The organism is Algoriphagus sp. 10J20-15 (assembly GCF_055809615.1).
On record NZ_JBVVUG010000048.1, the window covers coordinates 41,396 to 61,738 of the forward strand.

22 protein-coding genes and 2 pseudogenes are annotated in these 20,343 nt (G+C 40.3%); 13 read left to right on the forward strand and 11 right to left on the reverse strand.

Going from position 1 to position 20,343, the window contains the following annotated elements:
* Positions 1–34: 34 nt before the first annotated feature.
* The 3 genes and pseudogenes from AC0L6R_RS22825 to AC0L6R_RS22835 all read right to left on the reverse strand — a co-directional run bounded on the left by AC0L6R_RS22825 (position 35) and on the right by AC0L6R_RS22835 (position 1,733).
* Positions 35–391 carry a hypothetical protein gene (locus AC0L6R_RS22825; RefSeq protein WP_473273282.1) on the reverse strand — a complete coding sequence of 119 codons (357 nt, stop codon included), beginning with the start codon at positions 389–391 and terminating at the stop codon, positions 35–37.
* 112 nt (positions 392–503) lie between these two features.
* Positions 504–1,121, reverse strand: a complete 618-nt coding sequence (locus AC0L6R_RS22830) for a uridine kinase family protein (protein WP_283412169.1) — start codon at positions 1,119–1,121, stop codon at positions 504–506.
* A 37-nt stretch (positions 1,122–1,158) separates the two neighbouring features.
* A pseudogene (locus AC0L6R_RS22835) lies at positions 1,159–1,733 on the reverse strand (non-canonical purine NTP diphosphatase).
* A gap of 270 nt (positions 1,734–2,003) precedes the next feature.
* Here AC0L6R_RS22835 and AC0L6R_RS22840 point away from each other — a divergent pair.
* Both AC0L6R_RS22840 and AC0L6R_RS22845 read left to right on the forward strand, forming a co-directional pair.
* Complete coding sequence (locus tag AC0L6R_RS22840) at positions 2,004–2,570, forward strand: LOG family protein (RefSeq protein WP_473273283.1); 567 nt, start codon at positions 2,004–2,006, stop codon at positions 2,568–2,570.
* 222 nt (positions 2,571–2,792) lie between these two features.
* Positions 2,793–3,296 (forward strand): hypothetical protein, encoded by a 504-nt coding sequence (locus AC0L6R_RS22845; RefSeq protein WP_283412166.1) that lies wholly within the window; start codon positions 2,793–2,795, stop codon positions 3,294–3,296.
* Positions 3,297–3,312: 16 nt separating this feature from the next.
* Here AC0L6R_RS22845 and AC0L6R_RS22850 read toward each other — a convergent pair whose 3' ends face one another.
* Positions 3,313–4,242, reverse strand: a complete 930-nt coding sequence (locus AC0L6R_RS22850; protein ID WP_473273284.1) for a hydrogen peroxide-inducible genes activator — start codon at positions 4,240–4,242, stop codon at positions 3,313–3,315.
* Between the two features lie 101 nt (positions 4,243–4,343).
* On the opposite strand from AC0L6R_RS22850, the gene AC0L6R_RS22855 reads away from it, so the two are divergent.
* Together AC0L6R_RS22855 and AC0L6R_RS22860 are read left to right on the forward strand one after the other, a co-directional pair.
* Complete coding sequence (locus AC0L6R_RS22855) at positions 4,344–4,901, forward strand: peroxiredoxin (RefSeq protein ID WP_473273285.1); 558 nt, start codon at positions 4,344–4,346, stop codon at positions 4,899–4,901.
* Positions 4,902–4,977: 76 nt separating this feature from the next.
* The gene (locus tag AC0L6R_RS22860) at positions 4,978–5,568 is read left to right on the forward strand and encodes a carboxymuconolactone decarboxylase family protein (protein ID WP_473273286.1); all 591 of its coding nucleotides are present in this window, start codon (positions 4,978–4,980) and stop codon (positions 5,566–5,568) included.
* A 273-nt stretch (positions 5,569–5,841) separates the two neighbouring features.
* Here AC0L6R_RS22860 and gndA read toward each other — a convergent pair whose 3' ends face one another.
* Complete coding sequence (gene gndA / locus AC0L6R_RS22865) at positions 5,842–7,251, reverse strand: NADP-dependent phosphogluconate dehydrogenase (RefSeq protein WP_473273287.1); 1,410 nt, start codon at positions 7,249–7,251, stop codon at positions 5,842–5,844.
* A 195-nt stretch (positions 7,252–7,446) separates the two neighbouring features.
* Between gndA and zwf the strand changes: the two genes are divergently transcribed.
* From zwf to AC0L6R_RS22890, 5 genes and pseudogenes are all read left to right on the forward strand, one after another.
* The gene (zwf, locus tag AC0L6R_RS22870) at positions 7,447–8,973 is read left to right on the forward strand and encodes a glucose-6-phosphate dehydrogenase (RefSeq protein WP_473273288.1); all 1,527 of its coding nucleotides are present in this window, start codon (positions 7,447–7,449) and stop codon (positions 8,971–8,973) included.
* 45 nt (positions 8,974–9,018) lie between these two features.
* Entirely contained in the window at positions 9,019–9,747 is a 729-nt protein-coding gene (gene pgl / locus AC0L6R_RS22875) for a 6-phosphogluconolactonase (RefSeq protein ID WP_473273289.1), read from the forward strand.
* Positions 9,748–9,988: 241 nt separating this feature from the next.
* Positions 9,989–10,159, forward strand: coding sequence for a hypothetical protein (locus AC0L6R_RS22880; protein ID WP_473273290.1), 171 nt, complete (start codon positions 9,989–9,991; stop codon positions 10,157–10,159).
* 55 nt (positions 10,160–10,214) lie between these two features.
* On the forward strand, positions 10,215–11,315 hold the full coding sequence (locus AC0L6R_RS22885) for a rhamnogalacturonidase (RefSeq protein WP_473273409.1): 1,101 nt from the start codon (positions 10,215–10,217) through the stop codon (positions 11,313–11,315).
* A gap of 59 nt (positions 11,316–11,374) precedes the next feature.
* Positions 11,375–11,742, forward strand: a pseudogene (locus AC0L6R_RS22890) (DMT family protein).
* 10 nt (positions 11,743–11,752) lie between these two features.
* Here the strand turns inward: AC0L6R_RS22890 and AC0L6R_RS22895 are convergent.
* Positions 11,753–12,802, reverse strand: a complete 1,050-nt coding sequence (locus AC0L6R_RS22895) for a zinc-binding metallopeptidase family protein (RefSeq protein ID WP_473273291.1) — start codon at positions 12,800–12,802, stop codon at positions 11,753–11,755.
* Positions 12,803–13,069: 267 nt separating this feature from the next.
* Here AC0L6R_RS22895 and AC0L6R_RS22900 point away from each other — a divergent pair, with 267 nt between their 5' ends.
* The 4 genes from AC0L6R_RS22900 to AC0L6R_RS22915 all read left to right on the forward strand — a co-directional run bounded on the left by AC0L6R_RS22900 (position 13,070) and on the right by AC0L6R_RS22915 (position 14,760).
* Positions 13,070–13,450 (forward strand): aquaporin, encoded by a 381-nt coding sequence (locus AC0L6R_RS22900; RefSeq protein ID WP_473273292.1) that lies wholly within the window; start codon positions 13,070–13,072, stop codon positions 13,448–13,450.
* Between the two features lie 40 nt (positions 13,451–13,490).
* On the forward strand, positions 13,491–13,754 hold the full coding sequence (locus tag AC0L6R_RS22905) for an aquaporin (protein WP_473273293.1): 264 nt from the start codon (positions 13,491–13,493) through the stop codon (positions 13,752–13,754).
* Between the two features lie 62 nt (positions 13,755–13,816).
* Entirely contained in the window at positions 13,817–14,269 is a 453-nt protein-coding gene (locus tag AC0L6R_RS22910) for an outer membrane insertion C- signal (RefSeq protein ID WP_283412155.1), read from the forward strand.
* 32 nt (positions 14,270–14,301) lie between these two features.
* Positions 14,302–14,760 carry a DUF1905 domain-containing protein gene (locus tag AC0L6R_RS22915; protein WP_473273294.1) on the forward strand — a complete coding sequence of 153 codons (459 nt, stop codon included), beginning with the start codon at positions 14,302–14,304 and terminating at the stop codon, positions 14,758–14,760.
* Here the strand turns inward: AC0L6R_RS22915 and AC0L6R_RS22920 are convergent.
* From AC0L6R_RS22920 to AC0L6R_RS22940, 5 genes are all read right to left on the reverse strand, one after another.
* Entirely contained in the window at positions 14,757–17,159 is a 2,403-nt protein-coding gene (locus AC0L6R_RS22920) for a TonB-dependent receptor (RefSeq protein WP_473273295.1), read from the reverse strand. The genes AC0L6R_RS22915 and AC0L6R_RS22920 overlap by 4 nt on opposite strands.
* A gap of 27 nt (positions 17,160–17,186) precedes the next feature.
* Positions 17,187–17,900, reverse strand: coding sequence for a fatty acid desaturase (locus AC0L6R_RS22925; protein WP_473273296.1), 714 nt, complete (start codon positions 17,898–17,900; stop codon positions 17,187–17,189).
* A 23-nt stretch (positions 17,901–17,923) separates the two neighbouring features.
* Entirely contained in the window at positions 17,924–18,769 is an 846-nt protein-coding gene (locus tag AC0L6R_RS22930; RefSeq protein WP_283412151.1) for a 4-hydroxy-3-methylbut-2-enyl diphosphate reductase, read from the reverse strand.
* An 18-nt stretch (positions 18,770–18,787) separates the two neighbouring features.
* Positions 18,788–19,345, reverse strand: a complete 558-nt coding sequence (locus AC0L6R_RS22935) for a lycopene cyclase domain-containing protein (RefSeq protein WP_473273297.1) — start codon at positions 19,343–19,345, stop codon at positions 18,788–18,790.
* Positions 19,346–19,486: 141 nt separating this feature from the next.
* Positions 19,487–20,329 carry a phytoene/squalene synthase family protein gene (locus AC0L6R_RS22940; protein WP_473273298.1) on the reverse strand — a complete coding sequence of 281 codons (843 nt, stop codon included), beginning with the start codon at positions 20,327–20,329 and terminating at the stop codon, positions 19,487–19,489.
* Positions 20,330–20,343 lie beyond the last annotated feature (14 nt).

Sequence of the window (20,343 nt, forward strand, 5' to 3'; positions counted from 1 at the left end):
GTAAGCGTTTGGATGATTCGGGATGTACTTGGAATCAGGGTCCTTTGGTGGATATTATTCGCTCAAAAAGTATTTCTACGAGCTGGTTTGCTTGAAAGACTGAGGTGGACTCGGTGATGAATGTACCTCCATCAAATCTTACGATATCCTGAATTAGGTAAAGTAAGCTGTGAGATACATGAACTACAAATGGGACCACGGCATCCACCGCCACATTTAAAAAAGTTTGCTCCTGATCATTTGAGGAAGCTTTGTCTTGTTTTTCGACTTTGACTACAGCAACATTTTCAGGTACATATTCTACGCTTGAAATAAATAAACAGAACAGCAAAGCCAGCATCACAGTAATGCGCTGTTGGAATAAGTTGCTATTTCGTTTTGTTGCTTTCATGCGGCGCAAATATAGCCAATTATTTAAATTGACCATTTCTCATCTTAGATTTTCTGAATATGGATTACGAATTCAGAACAAAATGATGTAAATCAGGCAATTAACAGTATAATTAAGATGTCCTAACACGCAAGTAGGTGCGGATAACCTCGAGTGCTTTATCAAAATTATGATTATTAGGGACGATCAAATCGGCATCGTTCATAAATGGCTTGATGTATTTCTCGTAAGTAGGCATCACGTGCTGCTCATAGCGATACAGCACATCATCCAAATCGTATCCGCGTTCCACTTTATCACGAATAATTCTTCGCTTCAGCTTAATGTGATCTTTGGCATCTATAAAAACCTTAAGGTCTAGAAGACTAGCCAATTCTGGGTAATACAACACAAAAATCCCTTCCACAACTACCACAGGTGCTGAGGAAAAAGTTAACATTTTTGGCTTTTTAGCTGCGTTATTGAAAGTGTATTCCTCTCTGTAAACCGTTTCTCCAGCCTGAATTTTACGGATATCAGCTGCATACTCTTCAAAATCTATGCTTTCCGGCCGATCAAAATTATGAACTCCATGATCGTCTATCGGCTGCATCTCTCTCGGCTTGTAATAATTATCCTGAGAAATCAGACAAACCTCACCAGCCTCGAATGAACTAAGCAATCGCTCTAAAAAAAGTGTTTTCCCTGAAGCTGATCCTCCTGTGATACCGACGATGAATGGTTTTTGCATGAGGCAAAGTTAAGGTGATTTTCTTCTTTTTACAGAATTATATATGGCTCAAAAAGGAAATAAGCTCAGCGACGGCTTTTCCGCGATGAGAAATTGCGTTCTTTTCGGATAAATTCATCTAGCAAAAGATCTTGAATATCCCGTCGGAAGAAAAACAGGATCATATCCAAATCCTCCTGCTCCAGTTCTGCTTCGCAAAACCTCTCCCTCAGCAACTCCTTCAAATTTGTACTCTTCCTCACCAAGCAAAAGCGCAATGACCGTCTTAAATCGAGCCGTTCTCAATGAAGTATTCTCAAGCTTTTTAAGCAAGAGATCTATATTTCGCTCATCACTTCTAGGCTCACCGGCATAGCGCCCGGAATAAACTCCTGGTTCGCCTTCCAACGCATCTACTTCCAACCCTGTGTCATCTGCAAAGCAGTCCACCCCAAAATGCTCCTTGACATACTTTGCCTTCTGAAAAGCATTATGCTCCAGCGTATCGCCAGTCTCAGGGAGCTCATCCAGACAACCAATATCTTTCAATGATACAATTTCAAAGCTATCACCCAGGGCAGCCTTTACTTCTTCAATTTTCTTCGGGTTGTTTGTAGCAAAGCAAATTTTCATACCTCAAAAATAGTGGATAATGAATACCTGCCATGATACCATTAAATATAATTCCCTTGATTGATGGGCTAGAAGAGCGAAGGCGGACTCAATATGAGTATTTACTATCAATGAAGACGCTTTTCAGGATACTTTTGAAAACTTTTATATTCAATTCTAATCCCAAACACCATTTCATTCAGTACCATTAAGCTTTTGTAAAACCTTCCTTATGCCTGTGAATTAAAAAATAGAAACATGTAATTTCGAATTTCACGTTTGATCAAAATCATGAAGAAAATCACCATTTATTGCGGATCCAGAAAAGGCAAAAGTTCAGTTTATGAAGAAGGAGCAAAAGCACTTGCTCAGGAAATGATCAAACGGGATCACTCACTAGTATATGGAGCGGGAAGAGTAGGTTTGATGGGTGTGATCGCGGATGAAATGCTTGGAGCTGGAAAGGAAGTATTAGGGATCATTCCCCAGAAATTGGTAGATCGAGAGGTAGCACACCGAGGATGTACTGAACTTATCATAGTTGAGACTATGCGGGATCGAAAATGGCTGATGGCAGAGCGAGGTGATGCGTTTATTGCAATGCCGGGCGGGATAGGCACGCTGGAAGAACTTTTTGAAATCATGACGCTAAACCAACTTCATTACATCCAGAAGCCTCTGGCACTCTATAATGTGAATGGGTATTATGATAAACTCCTAGCTTTTTTGAGCCATGCAATGGAAGAAGGGTTCATGTACCCTGAGCAGGATGAGTTACTGATTGTCTCGGACGATCCAGTGGATTTACTAGATCAGATTGAAAAGTATGAAGCGAGGAGACCAGCAGATTGGGGGTGAGATGCTGGGTGCCGGATGCCCGATGTCGGGTGTTGGATGTCTGGTGTCTGCCTGAGCGAAGGCAAAGACAGCCTTAGTAGTTTCTTCTTCTGGAGAAGGTTTTTAATAATAAATGTAAAATGTTGAAGTTCGAATAATGAAGTTTGGAAAAGGCACGGGGCATCGAGCAAAAAGCATAATTTAAAACCATCCTAAAAAGATAATTTCGTATTTTTGCGCAGCATGATCCAAAAACTCTTTCCATTAGACAAAAATTACATCCTTCGTCAGGCACAGTCTGTGCTTGAAGAAGAACTAATTGATCGAATGGTTTTTGAATTGAAGCTATCTTATACGTCCCTGTATAATCCGCTTCAGTTGATGGATGAGACTTATGTTCAGATACTTGATACTTTCGAATTCCCTAGAGATCGGGTTCGCTTAATCTACCGTCAACTTTGTGGTATCTATCGCTATAAGCATGGAGATAATCAATTGGAAATGCTTTTTGATGGAAGAACTCACTTGGAGAAGTTTCAAGAGGATTGGTCGGCTGCTTTGGTAGTTTATGCCCGTGAGCTTGGGATCTATGAGCAGTATGTGAAAACCATGCTTAGAATGACTTTACTTTTTGATACCGAATCCAGAGCGGAATGGGCAGAAAATCATTGCAAAGCTTTTATCAACCAACACTTCGAATTGAAGGTGGTAAAAAGACAAGGGGAACTTCGCTTGAAAGTGGGCTAAACCAAAATTTGCTGTCTCAACGCCATTTTACTTTGATGTATTGATCTATCTTTTGAAATCTTTCTGGGATTGATTTTAGTATACTTGCTCGTAAAACTTCGATCAAAGCTTCCTTGGTAAAGCTACTGTGTACAACGAGACTGATTTCACGAACGGGCTCCGGAGAGTCAAATCTTCGGATTCTTTCATTCCCAAATTCAGACAGGACTGCCATCTCCGGTACAAGTGTGTACCCAACTCCTTTGTCCACCAATCGAATCAAAGATTCAATCGATCCACTTTGATATTCAAAACCAAAGTTATTCCTAGTTCTATCACTTTCGCAGATCGCTAAGGTCTGCTCTCTAAAACAATGTCCTTCATCCAAAACCAGCATTTGATTTGGATCCAAAACTGACGGGGTAATATGCCATTTTTTACAAAGCGGATGATCTTTTGGTAAATAGAGCAAGAATGGCTCATTGAAAAGTGAAATCTCCCGAATGGATTTCTCCTCAACCGGAGTAACCAAAATCCCGATGTCCAGTGTGCCTTTTTGAAGTTCTGAGATGATTTCCACAGTCTGAAGCTCCCGGATCTTCAGTTTTGTCTTTGGATTTGCCCGGACAAATTCTGGCAAAAACAGCGAAAGTAAGTAAGGGGCAATCGTGGGAATCACCCCAATGGTAAAGGTGCCATCTAAAGACTCCTTTTCATCTTGGACAAATTCATTTAAATCGGCCACTTCACTAAGAATTTGGCGGGCTTTTAGAAGGATTTGCTCGCCAGCTGTTGTGGGTTTTACCGGCTTGGCATCGCGATCAAAAATTTTGACTCCAATCTCTTCTTCCAATTTTTTTATCTGCGTAGTCAAGTTTGGCTGGGAGACATGGCAGCTTTCAGCAGCTTTCACAAAATGGCGGTGATTATCTAAGGCGACGATATACTCTAATTGATACAGTGTCATATAACTCAAAGTTATAAAGAGATAACAATTATTAATTTGATTAATGAGAAAATGTGAGACAACTTTGTGTAACAAATTTGAAAACTAAACCTTACAATATTATGACAAGCCGTATGCTTGGTTTGGGAGCTGAATTCCCAGCCTTCGAAAAAACCGCAGTAGTTTCTAGAGAAAAAGGACAAGAATTCAAGACGATCAGCAACGATATTCACACTGCCGATGGCAAGTGGATGGTGATGTTCTGGTGGCCAAAGGATTTTACTTTTGTATGTCCAACTGAAATTGCTGAATTCAACAATAACGCAGGTGAATTTGCAGATAGAGATGCAGTATTGGTAGGAGCTTCTACTGATTCTGAATTTGTTCACCTAGCTTGGAGAAACAACCACGAAGATCTTCGTGATCTTAAGTTCCCAATGCTAGCCGATACTTCTAAGTCTCTTGCAGAAGAGCTAGGTATCCTGGAAGCATCTGAAAAAATCGCTTACAGAGCTACTTTCATCATCGATCCTCAAGGAATCGTTCGTTGGGTATCTGCTTACGATCTTTCTGTAGGAAGAAATGTAGAAGAAGTATTGAGAGTACTTGATGCGCTTCAGACTGACGAGCTTTGCCCATGCAACTGGGAAAAAGGGGAAGCTACCTTGAACCTGAACTAATTCAGATCTCAAACCTAATAGCAGCAAAGGAGGTCTCAAGGTCTCCTTTGCTTGTTTCAAACCTTAATCTGACACCATGGAAGTATTAACTAATAATCAATCAGTAGCCGAACTATTAGAGGTAGTTGGCTTGAATGAAGAATTTACCAATGAATCTTTGAGAAATCTGGGCGATGCTGATTCCAGATATGTGAAAGATTTGAAACTTAACTTCAAGACTATCCTCAAAGGGGATAAGCTAAACCAAAAGGAAGTTGCTTTGATGGGCTTGGCACTTGCAGCTAACGCGGCAAACAATCCCCTTCAGGTATTTTTTAGAAAATTAGCCGAGGAAAACGAAGCTACTATTGCCGAGATCGGTGAAGCAGTAGCTTGTGCTTCATTGCTTAGCAGCAATAACGTATTGTACAGATTCCGCCACTTTGTGGAAAAGGAAAAGTACGGTCAAATCCCTGCCAGACTTCGCATGAACATTATGATGAATCCTGTGTTAGGAAAAGAGTTCTTCGAATTGATCTCTACGGCAGTTTCTGCTGTAAATGGCTGCCAAATGTGCGTGGCTTCTCACGAGAATCACCTAATCGAATTGGGAACTACTGAAGAAAGAATCTTCGAATCCATCCGTATGGCTTCTGTCATCACGAGCATGGTAAAAGTGATCTATTAAGAATTATAGTCCGGTATATAAATGCAAAAACCTCCTGAGCGATCGGGAGGTTTTTTTGCTTTTCAGCAGAGCGGTTTTAACCGCAGAGAACACGGAGGTTTCGCAGAGAGCACAAGGAGATATTTTGTAGCTGTTGTCCTGCTTCTCCAGAAGCAGGACTAGCGACTATGATAACACAAAAGTTCGCCAATACTCCTAGCGAACTTTTGTATTATTGATACTAGTAGTTTTGGAGACTGTGACTGAAAACTGATCTCTAAAATCTGCCAACTCCTATTTCCCCCATTCCGTATGGAAAATTCCCTCACGATCAGTACGCTCGTAGGTATGTGATCCGAAGTGATCTCGCTGAGCCTGGATCAGGTTTAGTGGAAGTTTTGTAGAGGTATAGGCATCAAAATAACTCAATGCTGAAGATAGTCCCGGAACAGGAATTCCGTTTTTCGCAGCAAAAGCAACTACCTCACGAACTGCTGGTAATGCACCTTGTACTTTAGGAACGAAAGAAGGCGAAAGCAAAAGGTTCGGGATGGAATTATCTGCGGTATAAGCTTCCGCGATATCGGCCAACAATCCTGCACGGATGATACAACCTGCTCTCCAAATCTTAGCAATGGTGGACATATCCAAATCATAGCCGTAATCCTTGGAAGCGTACATCAACTGATGCAATCCTTGTGCATAAGCAATGATAAAGGAGAAATATAAGGCCTGTTCTGCCTGTGCGATTAAATCTTCTTTGATATGAGCAACTTCTGGTCGAGTATACAATTCGTCCGCTTGAACTCGCTCGTCTTTCAAGGCAGAAATCTCACGCATACTCACAGCCATATCAATGGTTGGAACAGGAATTCCCAAATCCATCGCATTCTGAGAAGTCCATTTACCTGTGCCTTTTTGCTTGGCTTTATCCAAAATCATATCCACCAAATCAGCTGAAGTCAACTCATCTTTTTGGGTGAAGATCTCTGCTGTGATTTCTACCAAAAATGATTGCAAACGGCCTTTGTTCCACGTGTCGTAAACTTGGTGAAGTTCTTCATTCGATAGATTACAGGACTTTTTCAGCAAATCGTAAATCTCTGAAGTCAGCTGCATCATGGCGTACTCTATGCCATTATGAACCATTTTCACATAGTTACCTGCTGATTTTGGACCTAGGTAAGCCACGCATGGTTCGCCTTTGTATTTTGCAGAAACTGCTTCGAAAATTGGCTTCACATATTCGTAAGCTTCTTTGTCCCCACCTGGCATGATGCTAGGGCCTTTTCTCGCACCCTCAGCTCCACCAGAAACTCCAGATCCAAAGAAGTGAATTCCTTTCTCTTTCAAATAAGCTTCTCTTCTATCTGTGTCCGTGAAAAATGAATTTCCGCCATCTATAATGATATCACCTTTGTCTAAAAGCGGAAGTAGGTTTTCTATCGCACTATCTACGATTTTTCCAGCTGGCACTAGAAGCATGATTTTCCGCGGAGTGGATAAAGCCTGAATAAAAGTCTTGACATCCGTAGTAGCTTTCACATTGTCCATGCCCTCAGCTTCCACTTCCATAGCCTTCACTTGAGCTTCGCTTAAGTCATATCCAAAGGCACTGAAATTATTGTCAGCAACATTCAAAATAAAATTTCGCCCCATCACTCCAAGGCCAACTAATCCAAAATCGTAATTCTTATACTCCATCGTTTCTTTCTGTTGTTTTTCAAATTTGCTTCTAAGCCTACCAGCTTGCAAGGTTAGAAATAAATATGGGTTATTTTTGCGTCTATTGCCTCCAAAATTAATGGATTGAAGGTTGGCTTTCTAGTAAGATTGATAAATTTGTGACCGCCCAAAGCAGGGTTTTGATACAAAAACCATAAAAATACGCCTCAAGAAATGAAAAAAACACAAAACCAGATGCTTATAATTTTTGGTGCGTCAGGTGATTTGACTGCACGAAAACTGGTTCCGGCAATATATAACCTCTATAAGGGAAAGCATCTTCCAGAAAATTTTGTGGTTTTGGGTGCTAGCCGAAGTGCGATGACGGATGAGGAATTCCGTCAGAAAGTAGTTCAGGAAAGCGAGTTTTTGAAGGATAAAATCAGTAAGGAAGAAAAAGACTACATCTCAGCTTTTGCAGAAAAGCTATTTTATGAAGATTTAGGAGACGATTATGATAGCAAATACAATGGTTTAGCTAAACGAATTAAAAAGCTGAACGAAGAAAAAGGCTGTGACCATAATTACATATTTTACCTTTCCACACCTCCAAGTTTGTACGAAGTAATAGCCAAGAATCTTTGCGAAGCGGGTCTTACAACGGAAGAAAATGGATGGAAACGAATCATTGTTGAGAAACCATTTGGATACAGTCTGGCAACTGCCCAGGAGTTGAATGCAGGTTTGCACAAGTATTTTAATGAACCTCAAGTCTATAGAATTGATCATTATTTGGGCAAGGAAACTGTCCAGAACTTATTGGTTACTCGTTTTTCCAATTCCCTCTTCGAACCTACCTGGAACCGCAGATACATTCATCATGTGGAAATCACCAATGCCGAGACCGTAGGCGTAGAAAAGCGTGGAGGCTATTATGATAAGTCTGGCGCACTTCGGGATATGTTCCAAAGCCATTTGCTTCAGGTGGTATCACTGATCGTGATGGAGCCGCCAATCAACTCAAGCGCCGAAGAAATCCGTGATGAAAAAGTCAAGGCGCTGAAATCACTTCGAATAATGACAAGTGATGAAGAGCTCTCAAGGCATACCATGAAGGGCCAATATGTAGCTTCGACTATCAACGGTGAAAAAGTAAAAGGCTATAGAGAAGAGGATGGAGTTGATCCTGATTCTAAAACAGAAACTTTTGCTGCAGTTAAGTTTTTTGTAGACAACTGGCGCTGGAAAGATGTGCCATTCTACGTGCGAACAGCTAAGTATATGCCGACAAAAGTGACTGAAGTGGTAATCCACTTTAAGTCTCCAGCGCATGAGGTTTTCAAAAGCCAAGATGCCTATAAAAAAGACAACAAAATCATCATTCGTATTCAGCCAGACGAGGGAATTCTGATCAAATTTGGAGTGAAAGTCCCTGGCCTAGGCTTCCATGTGGAGCAGGCAAATATGGATTTCTACTATTCCGATCTGGACTCTGCAGAGATTATGGATGCCTACGAAAGATTGCTTCTGGATGCCATGCAAGGAGATGCAACTCTCTATGCTCGTGCTGATGAGGTAGAAGCTGCCTGGAAGTTCGTGGACCCAATTTTGAAATACTGGCAAAATGAGGATGTTCCAACCTATGGCTATGCAGCAGGAACTTGGGGACCAAGAAATTCAGACGATATGTTTGAAGGGCATTTTGGCTGGAGAAATCCTGGAAAACGTCTTACCGACGAAACTGGCTTCTGCATTCTCTAAGTTGAAAGCCTTGAATTAATGTATTTTTAAGAAAACTATCCCAAAATGAATATCATCGTTTCAAGTTCCAAGGAAAGCCTTGCAGAAGAATTTGCATACATGCTCAAAGACATGTCTGATACTGGAGAAAAAATCCATGTGGCTCTTTCAGGCGGAAGCACTCCAAAAGTTATTTTTGATTACATCGCTGAGGAGCTCGGTGAGGAAATCTTTTGGGATAATATCAATTTTTATTGGGGTGATGAGCGCTGTGTTCCTCCTACTGACTCTGAAAGCAATTACAAAATGACAGTGGATCATCTATTGTCCAAAATTGATATGCCGGAGGAAAATATCTTTCGGGTTTTGGGAGAAAATGACCCTGAGGAAGAAGCAATTCGATATAGCGAAGTCTTAGAAAGTGAATTACCCATAGTCAACGGTATTCCACAATTTGACTTGGTCATGTTAGGTATGGGAGATGATGGACATACGGTTTCTATCTTTCCTTACAATATTGAATTATGGGACGCGAAAGAGAATTGCGTGGTCGCAGTTCATCCGGATTCCGGGCAAAAGCGTGTGACGATTACAGGAAAAATTGTGAATAACGCCAAAGCAGTTGCCTTCCTTGTCACTGGAGCGAACAAAGCGGATAAGGTGAAAGAAATTGTCATGTTGGAAGGGGACTATGCCAACTATCCAGCATCCTTGGTTAAACCATCTAGTGAGGAACTCACCTGGTACCTCGATCAAGATTCTGCTAAAAATTTAGAGTTCACTTCAGAGGATTAGCCTGAAAATGGACTAGCTAAAAAGCGACTAAGATTAGATTCCCGGTCGCTTTTTTTTGTTTACGCAGTTTCATTGGTATTAAGCATGCAGGACTAATGACGCCTACGACAGTTGAATGACAAGGTGTGCAGCAAATAAGCACCTTTTCACAGGACACTACCTGATAGCAAAGATAGGTTTTATACTAATCTTGTAAATTGACTATCATTTTCTAGATAACTAATCAAAAAATAAACCCTAAATGCGGACCCTACTTTCGGCATGTTTGTATATGCTATTGTTATTTCAGACTGCCTTTGCTCAACAGCAATCTACTGAATACTGGCCAGATGGAACGCCAATATCTTCATGGTTTCATGACTATTCCAAAGTCAAATTGGAAGACTTAGGCAAGCCATATGTGTTGAGCTGATTTCGGAGTAAAGAATGATAGTAGCATTTTACAAACGCAGCAAATCCAAGCAGTAATAGATCAAGCAGCACAAACTGGTGGAGTGGTGATTGTACCAAAAGGAACGTTTTTAAGCGGTGCTCTATTTTTCAAACCTAATACGCATTTGCATGTAGTAGAAGGTGCGGTATTGAAAGGTTCGGACGATATCGCTCATTATCCTTTGATTCCCTCACGAATGGAAGGTCAAAACTTGGACTATTATGCTGCTCTCGTAAATGCCTACGGAGTCGATGGCTTTACAATTTCTGGACATGGAACAATCAACGGAAATGGGCTAAAATTCTGGGAGGCTTTCTGGCAAAGAAGAAAAGAGGATCCGAACTGTACCAATCTGGAAGTATCAAGACCACGCTTAGTATTCATTTGGAAAAGTAATGATGTTCAAGTTCAGGATGTAAGCCTCATCAATGCAGGTTTTTGGAGCAGTCATTACTATCAATGCAAAAACATCAAATTACTCGATCTCACGATCACTTCGCCTCATGAACCTGTGAAGGCTCCAAGCACCGATGCCATTGATCTAGATATAGTATCAAACGTGTTGATCAAAGGATGCTATCTCGCCGTAAATGATGATGCCATAGCGCTCAAGGGCGGTAAAGGTCCATGGGCAGATGAGGATCCAAACAACGGGGAAAACACGAATATCATCATAGAGGACAGCGAATTTGGATTTTGCCATGGTGCGCTAACTAATGGAAGCGAATCGATTCACAACAAGAATGTGATCATGCGGAATATCAAAGTGCAGGATGCTGTTCGATTACTGTGGCTGAAAATGCGCCCAGACACCCCGCAGCATTATGAATACATAACTCTGGAGAATATTACGGGAAAAGTTCGCAGCTTCATTTATGTTAAGCCGTGGACTCAGTTCTTTGATCTCAAAGGAAAAGAGGAAGTACCGCTTTCCTACTCCGATCATATCACTATGAAAAATATGGACTTGGAATGCGAAATATTTTTTGATGTAGCGATCACAGAGCATGATAGACTTTCAGACTTTACCTTCGAAAATCTGAATATTCGTGCAGCAAAAGCTGATTTCGAACCAGATTTTGTAAAAGGGTTTGAAGTGAAAAATGTGGTAGTAAACGGTAAAAAATTGGACTAACCACCGTATACAAGCAATCGTTAAAATGCGGAAATTCGCGCGGTTATAACTACTCGCAAATGAAGGCCCTCCTCACGATTGTACTGCTTATTCTTTCCAATACCTTCATGACTTTGGCATGGTATGGCCATCTGAAGTTTGCTGAATGGAAATGGTTTAGCAAGCTTGGCTTGGTATCGATCATCTTAATCTCGTGGGGAATTGCGCTCTTGGAGTATTGCTTCCAAGTTCCTGCCAATAAAATTGGTTTTGATGGAAATGGCGGTCCATTTTCATTAGTACAACTGAAAGTGATTCAAGAAGTAGTCACGCTAGTAATCTTTATGTTCTTTTCCCTATCGCATTTAAAACCGAAACCTTCCGCCTGAATCACCTTATTGGCTCTATATTCTTAATTTTAGCAGTTTACTTTTTTTTCAAAAAGTAGCAATACCTGCTCAAAGATTAAAAATGAGCGTATGGATAAATTTCATTTTAGTCACCACAGCAGAGCTTACCACAAACGGATACGCATCTGGTACTCCCATGCTTCTGTTCAGACTATTAATAGCAAATGAGATAGGTGCCCAACTTTGGTAGACTTTTTCAAAGTCTCTTTTTTCATAGGGATCGAAAGTGAATGACCCGCTTAAACTCTTTTCTTCTTTCACGTTTGGATTAACGGATATTCCATAGTAATAAGCAGTCTCGGCCATGTCCATAATGTGTAAATAATGTGCCCATGTCTCAGCCCAATCCTCCCAAGCATGCGAGCTGGCATATTGGCTGATATATCGCTGTTGCCAATTTGCAGGAGCCCCCGTTTGGTAGTAATTCTTTAGCGCTTCCCCATAATCTAAGCGGTCATCACCAAATAGTTCTCTGAATTCTGTGAGTCTTTTTTCATTGGTAGCCACCAATCTATCCCAAAAGTAATGACCTACTTCATGGCGAAAATGCCCGATTAGCGTACGATAAGGTTCAGACATTTGCTTTCTCATCTGCTCTCTATGGACTGAATCCGCCTCAGAAAGCAAGATTGTGATCAATCCATTTGCATGGCCGGTCATGATCTGATTGTTCCTCCCTGCCGGCGAAATAAAATCAAAGGAAAGCCCAATCTCAGGATTTGTCTCCTGAGGTGGGATGGCTAGTTCAAGTTTCAGTAATTGATAGACAAGTCGGTGTTTTGCAACCTCAAGCTTCTGCCATTTGGGAAAATTTTCTGCATCAGATAAATCTGGAATAGTCCGATTGAGCTCACAGGCCGTGCAAAACTCATGGTCTTCCTCTGCTGGAATCAGCCAATTGCATACTCCCAGATCTTTGTTTTCGCAGTATTTATAAGCCTTCCCTTTTCGATCAGAAATAAGAGGGAATTTGCTGGGATCAAAAGTGAGCATTGTAGAGGTAATGCTGGAATAACCAGTAAGATGTCCACATTTTTCACAGTGATCGTTTTCGAAATACAGGGGGTGAGCACAATTCCCACATTCAAAAATTTTCATATTGTTTTACTAGTCTTGGTAAGATAGGTAGGTAGAAGTATTACTCACATTTCGAGCCATCTAAATAGAATGTTGGAACTCAGTCAGCAATTCCACGGAGAAGCCTTATAAAGCTAAAAATAGTAATCAGGAAATAGAGAAACTTAACAGAAAGAAAACCAAACCATAAATCGATAAATAGTATTTTACAAAATTTTAAGCATACATATAAACTATATTACAAATATTATTTTTAAATTATGTACACTAACAATAAACCATATTTTTATGAAAAAACTCGTAGCAGAATTTATCGGGACTCTCTGGCTAGTGCTTGGGGGTTGTGGCAGTGCCGTTTTAGCGGCAGGTTTCCCCGAATTGGGAATTGGGTTTGTCGGCGTCTCATTTGCATTTGGTCTCACTGTATTGACCATGGCCTATGCAATCGGCCATATTTCAGGTTGCCATCTCAATCCAGCTGTGACCGTTGGGCTCTGGATAGGTGGGCGATTCGAGAGTAAGGATGTTCTTGGCTACATCATTGCCCAAGTACTAGGTGGATTGGCAGGTGCATCTATTTTATACCTGATCGCTACCGGCAAAGCAGGAGTTGAACTAGGTGGATTTGCAGCAAATGGCTATGGTGAAGCATCTCCAGTGAGGATATAACTTAACTTCAGCACTCATCACAGAAGTAGTGATGACTTTTATGTTTTTAACGATAATACTCGGGTCAACTTATCCTAAATCACCAGCTGGATTTGCTGGAATTGCTATAGGTTTAGCCTTAGTTTTAATTCATTTAATCAGCATTCCTGTGACAAACACCTCAGTAAATCCTGCTAGAAGTACATCTCAGGCTATTTTCGCAGGAGGCATTTATTTACAGCAATTATGGCTTTTCTGGATAGCTCCAATAGTAGGGGCCGTTTTAGCTGGAATTGTTTATAAATATCTATCCCCAAACGAATAATTAAAGAAAAAAGTGAATATTTGTAAGTAGTATTTTCTATTTATAATATATCCCATATTAAAATGAAGTATTTAAAGATTTTAACTCTGGTATTGTTTTTTGGATTGGGAGCATCTCTTGAAAGTAATGCTCAGGAACTAGGTATCCGTTTTGGTCAATTCGGTGGAAATAACGTGGCTATCGATGGTGTATTTGCACTTGGGGAATTCAGTAGAATTCACGGCGACGTAAGTTTTGGTTCAGGTGTAGGCATTGACCTAATTTGGAACCCCTTGTACAGACCTGTAGGCTCAAGTGAATTCAATTGGTATGCAGGTTTTGGTCCTTCACTCTACATCGATGATCCATTCTCTTTGGGAGTGGCTGGTGAAGTAGGTATTGAATATGCTTTTGATGATGTGCCTATCGTAATTGGAGCTGACTGGAGACCTACACTTCGTATAATTGAGGATACAGATTTTTTCGCAGATGTATTCGGACTCAATATCAGATGGCGATTTGGTAATATAAACTAATAAGTAGAGCAGGTAATACCTGCTCTTTTTTTATGCTACTATTAGTTGAAGGAGATTTTTTTATTGAGCGAATGGAGGGAAAAGGTGGCTGGAGCTATGTGAAATTTCCCCAAGAAATTATGACCTCTTCCAAAGCTTTTGGAATGATGAAGGTCTCAGGCACTATCGATGATTTTTCATTCGAAGGAAAACACCTTATGCCTATGGGAAATGGATATATTTTCCTGCCACTAGCTAAAGTCATTCGATCAAAAATCGGCAAAAATGAGGGGGATACTGTTTTAATACGTTTGTATAAGGAAGAAGTCCCAGAAAAACTTCCTCAAGAACTTATTGCTTGCCTCAAAGATGATCCTGGGAAGTATGACCATTTTTTAAACTTGCCCAAACCGGAGCAAAAGCATTGGATAGAATACATCTACAGCAGCGATAAAATCGAGGTAAGATCCGATCGAATACTAAAATTACTCTACCAACTAGGATTAACTTAAAACTCTACAATTAACCCTACGGTTGGTAAAACAGTACCTGCTGGATTGTTGATGAATTTCAATTGGTATCTACTTGGGTCCGCTGGATCTACTAAAATATTTCCTTCAGCGTCTCGTGTCGGCACTAATAGAGGCGGTTGCTCAGCTTTGAAATTGTACACATTCTGAATATCCACATACCAATTCAAATTCCATTTATTGAAATAATACTTCTTATCCAATCTTAGATCCAACTGATGAAAACCATTCAATCGAATGGCATTGATTTGAGAATAATCCAAAATAGGTTGGTTTCTCAAATCCCAATTGCTAATCAAACTTGATTCATCATAATCATATGGTGTGTAAGGTGTGCCACCTAAAAATCTCCATCGCGCCCCAATTTCCCAATTCTTCCCAAAACGCTTACCGGCTGTCAAACTGACGATGAATCTATTGTCCCAGGAGGAGGGCACATAGCCATCTGTATTAGGATTGGTAAATTCACTGCGAACCAATGTAAGTGCAGCTATTCCATAGAAATTATTGAAAAGACGCTGCTGGGCAAGCATTTCCAATCCATAGGCTCTACCTTCTGAGTTGGACTCCACCGGCTCATTTCCAATTACCCCAAAATCAGCGCCTAGGTTTGCCAGAGAAATTCCATTTCGAAGGGAGGATGGGTAATTACTGTATTTCTTATAAAATACCTCTGCGGTAAAACGACGGTTTTTCTCAGGGACCAGCCACTCTATTCCACCGATCAATTGAGAATTTCTAATAAAAAGCACATCATTGAGCTGATTGACTAGCTGCCCATCATTATCCTGATATCCCAAAACAGTATACGAAGGCTTCTGATAATAAATCCCTGCATTGGCGGTAGCAAAGAGATTAGGCTTCAACTGATAAGAAAAAGAAATCCTAGGGCTGACCTGATTGAGGGGATTTTGGGCGGTTTCTCCAAAATCAGCTCCGTCCACTCTTATTCCTCCCGTGATCAATAAACGCTCGTCATAGAGATTTTTACTGGCTGATAAAAAGCCACCGTACGTGTTGTAGTTGCTAGTAGACTCAACAGAAATCACCTGTCCGCTACCTGCAAGAGTGGCTCGGTCAAAATTATTGATGTAATACCTGGAGTACTCGTAGTTAACTCCATATTTGAACGTATATCCATTTTTGAAAATACTGTTCTCCGCCCGAAATTTATTTTCAGATTCTTGAGACAGGTAGTTATAAAGCAAATTGTCTTCGCTGCTGTTGTCATTGCCGGCATACTTTACCGACTGATTGTTGAGCATATTCCTGCTGAGCACAAACGTCCAGAAACCATTTTCTCTAAATCTCTTCAACCTGACTCCCGTCGCATAGTTCCACTGATTCTGAACAGGTAGCACATTCAAAAGATAAAGGCGGTTTTCCCGCTCCTCCTCCGTTTCATCATCGGGAATATCCTCATTCAACACAAACTTGTCTATTGCTCCCACTCCGATGAAAGTAAGCTCTGTTTTATCGTTGATTTTAGTAGTGGTTTTCAGTTGAAAATCATTGAAAGTTGGGAGAAAGGGTAAACCAATCAGCTTGAACAGACCTTGTAAATAGGAACGTCGAGCTGATAGCAAATACGTTGTTTTTTCTCCAAGTGGACCTTCATTAGACAAAGTCAATTCTGAAGCTCCCACAGTCAACTGAGTAGCCATTTTATCTCTACGTCCTTCTTTAAGTTGAAATTCAAAAAAAGAGCTGAGCGCATTCATACGATTGGCGGGAAATCCACCCGCAATCAAGTCCACATTTTTAATCAGATTGACATTCAATATCCCAACTGGTCCTCCAGATGATCCTTGGGTGGCAAAATGATTGATGACCGGAACTTCTATCTCATCGACAAAAAACTTATTCTCATTTGGCGCACCTCCACGAATCAATATATCATTTCTGAAGCTAGGCGTACTCGCCACCCCAGGCAAAGACTGTATTACTCTTGAAATATCCCTGTTGCCGCCAGGATAGCGTTCTATTTCATTAGAATTAAGCTTTCGGACCGATAGAGGCGTTTCTTCGGATCGGGAAAACTCAGAACTGACAACCACTTCGGAAAGCTCAGAAGCATCCTCCGCAAGATCAAAGTCTAATTGAACCGGGCGGGCCAACGTGACTTGGATTTCGAATTGCGTTTTGGTTTTGAATCCAACAAAACTCGCTCGCACATTATATAAACCGGGAGGAACATTTGAGATTTCATATAAACCATTTTCATCTGAAATGGCTCCTAATTCAGTATTTAATACAAGCACATTTGCAAAAGCAACTGGCTCGTTGTTGACTGGATTAGTGATTTTACCACGAATGATGCCTTGGGAAAGAGCTATCGTTGATATAGAAAAAAGAGATAATACAAGCAGAAATGACCTCATTTAAAATTTTAGATAAGTGATGTGGAACTATCCTTTTTCAATAATTTGAGCCTCTTTTACCCGCCATAGTCTCCACCATGGCGTACCGGGAGAATCATGATGCTCGTAGTGATATCCAAAGAAATAGCAAGTAATAAAAGCCCAGAAGTGATTTTTAGATTGTGTTGTTGAATGATGCTTGTTGTCATTTTCACCTTTATGGGGGAGGTAGGTTCCAAAATAAAAAAGTTGAAATGTAGCAAGCACAGCTGGAAGCATCCAGAATACGATCAAATTCTCGGTAGGAAGATAAAGTTTCAGAATATTGAACGTCACCGCCATCAGGAGAATTTGCCAAATAGTCACGTATTGTTTGATGAAGCTGAAATACCAGGCAAAGAAATTGTCAGAATCATGGTAATCCGGATCTTGGTCAGTAGCTACAAAACGATGATGTTCGTGGTGCTTTGGAAAGAGCCTACTGTAGAAATTATAGGAGAAAAGTAAGGCAGTAAACCAACCTATCGCTTTGTTAAGTTTTTTATGAGAAGATACTAGTCCATGCATCGCATCATGTGCCGTGATAAAAAGCCCAGTGTAGAGGTGCATTTGAATTAAAACCCCAAAATAAACAAGGGGATCGAGCCAGGAAATCTGATAATTCAAAAGAAAAATTAAGCTTGAAAACCACAGGCCTATAATTACTAAAGCAATCAAAACACCTTTGGGGTCAACAGTCTCATCGTTGATTTTTGACTTCATACTGGCAAGTTGGGAATGTTTTCTCAAAAAGTCAGAATTCTTTCCTTCACCTGCTCCATGAGCCACATAGGCGTCGAAGTAGCGCCACAGATTCCAACTTGATCATTTTCGGTGAACCAATCGCTTTCTATTTGATCAGAGTTAGAAACGAAATAGGTATTTGGATTGGTGTCTTTGCAAACGTTGAAAAGCACTTTACCATTGGAAGATTTCGTGCCGCTGACAAATACAATCTTATCAAACTTTGTAGCAAAGTCGCGAAGCTCTTTGTCCCGATTGGACACTTGCCTACAGATGGTATCGTTGGTATTGACAGTGATGCCATTGTCCTTGAGAATACCATTAATCTCGTAAAATTTATCTGTGCTCTTGGTAGTTTGGCTGTACAGCGTGATGTTTTTAGGAAGAGTTTCTAAGTCAAGCTCAGAAATATCCTGAAATACCACCGCCTCATTATTTGTTTGACCTAAAAGCCCTATCACTTCAGCATGAGCGTGCTTGCCATAGATATAAATGGAATCTCCTTTATCAAATGAATTCTTGATTCTATGCTGCAACTTCAACACTACAGGGCAACTTGCATCGATCAGCGTAAGATTATTTTTGATTGCCAACTCATAAGTAGTTGGAGGCTCGCCATGAGCTCGAATCAATACATTTTCATCACGCAAGTCCTTTAAGACTTCATGATCAATAATCTTCAACCCTTTTCTCTTGAGACGGTTTACTTCTTCGTCGTTATGGACAATATCTCCAAGACAATACAAATGTCCTGACTCATCAAGAATATCTTCTGCCATCTCGATAGCATAAACTACCCCAAAGCAGAAGCCTGAATGCATATCAATTTGAACGTGAAGATTCTTCATAATCAAATAACTTAAAGCTTATTGAATTGTTTTTTTCTTTCTGAAAAATTCAAAAAACGAAACATTCATGAGAAGCATTGTCATAGAATAAATCGTATCCTCTATTGGTACTGTCCATATTCGAATTCCCAGATTTTCAGCATTGTTATAAATAACTACAGGTTCCGGGGTAAAACCTCCCGTTAATACACCATTACAAAGGATAAAAGGAATGAGGTGAACTAAATAGGCAAATAAGAATCTACCCATGTACTTATCCTTGAAAATCAACCAGTGAACTGCTAATGCTACTGCACCTAAACTAAAATTAACTGCTGTATACATCTTATCAAAATTCACAAATGCAAGAAGCAGCAAGAACGGTATCATAGTGAAAATGAAGTACTTTCCAACCGGTTTGAAAATATCCTTTGGAAAAAAGTAAATCAATACTTCATAAATGAACATGCAAGCATATGGCACCGTGAAAAAGAACAGCCATTCTTCAATCGGTAGTTCGAATAGATATATCCCAAGAATGTAGCGTGGATTGAATTCCCAAACTCCAATAACTGTAAACCAGTGATCCCAGATCAAAAAAGAAAATAGCAGTGATAAGTATGGCTGGAAACAAGGCGTACCACTTTGTGGCAAACTTGATTCTCGGCTCGAACGATCGAACTAGGGGAAAGGAAATTGCGAAAATGTTTACCGCCAAATAGAGGTATTTTTCCATTGTCAACTTAGTCCTAATTTACTTCCGAAATAAGTGCCAATGAGCAAGCTAAATTTTTGTGAATTCGGTATTCTGATACGCTCATGAGTGATTTTTGCGGCAGATAGCCCCTTGATTTTATCGAAAAGTTTCTGATAATATAAGTACGCTACTTTTACACCTAGTTTGGCTCCATCGGGAAGTTGAGCTATACCTATTAAGGCCTCGTCAAAATCCTTCTGAATATCTTCTTCGATCAGTTCCTTGGCCGATTTATCAAACTGCTCAAAAGCAACTCCAGGGAAATAAACTCTACCTCGTTCTTCAAAATCACTCTTGATATCGCGAAGGAAATTGACTTTTTGAAAAGCAGACCCAAGCATTTGAGCAGGTCTCTTCAATTTTTGGTAAGCTTCTTCGTCCCCATCTACAAATACTTTAAGACACATCAAACCAACTACCTCAGCCGAACCATAAATGTATTCTAAGTAGCGATCGTCATTGTAAGTATTGAAATCCAGATCCATTGCCATGCTTTTAAAGAAGGATTCAATGAGCTCGTGGTCAATATCATATTTATTCACAATTATCTGAAAACCATGCAATACTGGATTCAAAGAAAGCCCAAGTTCAATAGACTTATAGGTTTCATGCCTGAACTCAGCCAACAATTGGGATTTGTCATGAGTGTGAAAAGTATCAACGATCTCGTCCGCAAAACGGACAAAACCATAAATAGCATAGATGGACTGGTGGAATTTTTTGTCTAGGGTTTGAATACCAAGGGTAAAGCTGGTACTGTAGCGCTGCGTGATTAGCTTGCCACACTCCAAACTAGTTTGGTCGAATAATTCCTTTGCGTCCATGAAACTTAATATAC

Coding starts and splice junctions, on each gene's coding strand:
- AC0L6R_RS22825 (WP_473273282.1), bottom strand. CDS start 391: ATGAAAGCAACAAAACGAAATAGCAACTTATTCCAACAGCGCATTACT.
- AC0L6R_RS22830 (WP_283412169.1), bottom strand. CDS start 1,121: ATGCAAAAACCATTCATCGTCGGTATCACAGGAGGATCAGCTTCAGGG.
- AC0L6R_RS22840 (WP_473273283.1), top strand. CDS start 2,004: ATGAAGAAAATCACCATTTATTGCGGATCCAGAAAAGGCAAAAGTTCA.
- AC0L6R_RS22845 (WP_283412166.1), top strand. CDS start 2,793: ATGATCCAAAAACTCTTTCCATTAGACAAAAATTACATCCTTCGTCAG.
- AC0L6R_RS22850 (WP_473273284.1), bottom strand. CDS start 4,242: ATGACACTGTATCAATTAGAGTATATCGTCGCCTTAGATAATCACCGC.
- AC0L6R_RS22855 (WP_473273285.1), top strand. CDS start 4,344: ATGACAAGCCGTATGCTTGGTTTGGGAGCTGAATTCCCAGCCTTCGAA.
- AC0L6R_RS22860 (WP_473273286.1), top strand. CDS start 4,978: ATGGAAGTATTAACTAATAATCAATCAGTAGCCGAACTATTAGAGGTA.
- gndA (WP_473273287.1), bottom strand. CDS start 7,251: ATGGAGTATAAGAATTACGATTTTGGATTAGTTGGCCTTGGAGTGATG.
- zwf (WP_473273288.1), top strand. CDS start 7,447: ATGAAAAAAACACAAAACCAGATGCTTATAATTTTTGGTGCGTCAGGT.
- pgl (WP_473273289.1), top strand. CDS start 9,019: ATGAATATCATCGTTTCAAGTTCCAAGGAAAGCCTTGCAGAAGAATTT.
- AC0L6R_RS22880 (WP_473273290.1), top strand. CDS start 9,989: ATGCGGACCCTACTTTCGGCATGTTTGTATATGCTATTGTTATTTCAG.
- AC0L6R_RS22895 (WP_473273291.1), bottom strand. CDS start 12,802: ATGAAAATTTTTGAATGTGGGAATTGTGCTCACCCCCTGTATTTCGAA.
- AC0L6R_RS22900 (WP_473273292.1), top strand. CDS start 13,070: ATGAAAAAACTCGTAGCAGAATTTATCGGGACTCTCTGGCTAGTGCTT.
- AC0L6R_RS22905 (WP_473273293.1), top strand. CDS start 13,491: ATGTTTTTAACGATAATACTCGGGTCAACTTATCCTAAATCACCAGCT.
- AC0L6R_RS22910 (WP_283412155.1), top strand. CDS start 13,817: ATGAAGTATTTAAAGATTTTAACTCTGGTATTGTTTTTTGGATTGGGA.
- AC0L6R_RS22915 (WP_473273294.1), top strand. CDS start 14,302: ATGCTACTATTAGTTGAAGGAGATTTTTTTATTGAGCGAATGGAGGGA.
- AC0L6R_RS22920 (WP_473273295.1), bottom strand. CDS start 17,159: ATGAGGTCATTTCTGCTTGTATTATCTCTTTTTTCTATATCAACGATA.
- AC0L6R_RS22925 (WP_473273296.1), bottom strand. CDS start 17,900: ATGAAGTCAAAAATCAACGATGAGACTGTTGACCCCAAAGGTGTTTTG.
- AC0L6R_RS22930 (WP_283412151.1), bottom strand. CDS start 18,769: ATGAAGAATCTTCACGTTCAAATTGATATGCATTCAGGCTTCTGCTTT.
- AC0L6R_RS22940 (WP_473273298.1), bottom strand. CDS start 20,329: ATGGACGCAAAGGAATTATTCGACCAAACTAGTTTGGAGTGTGGCAAG.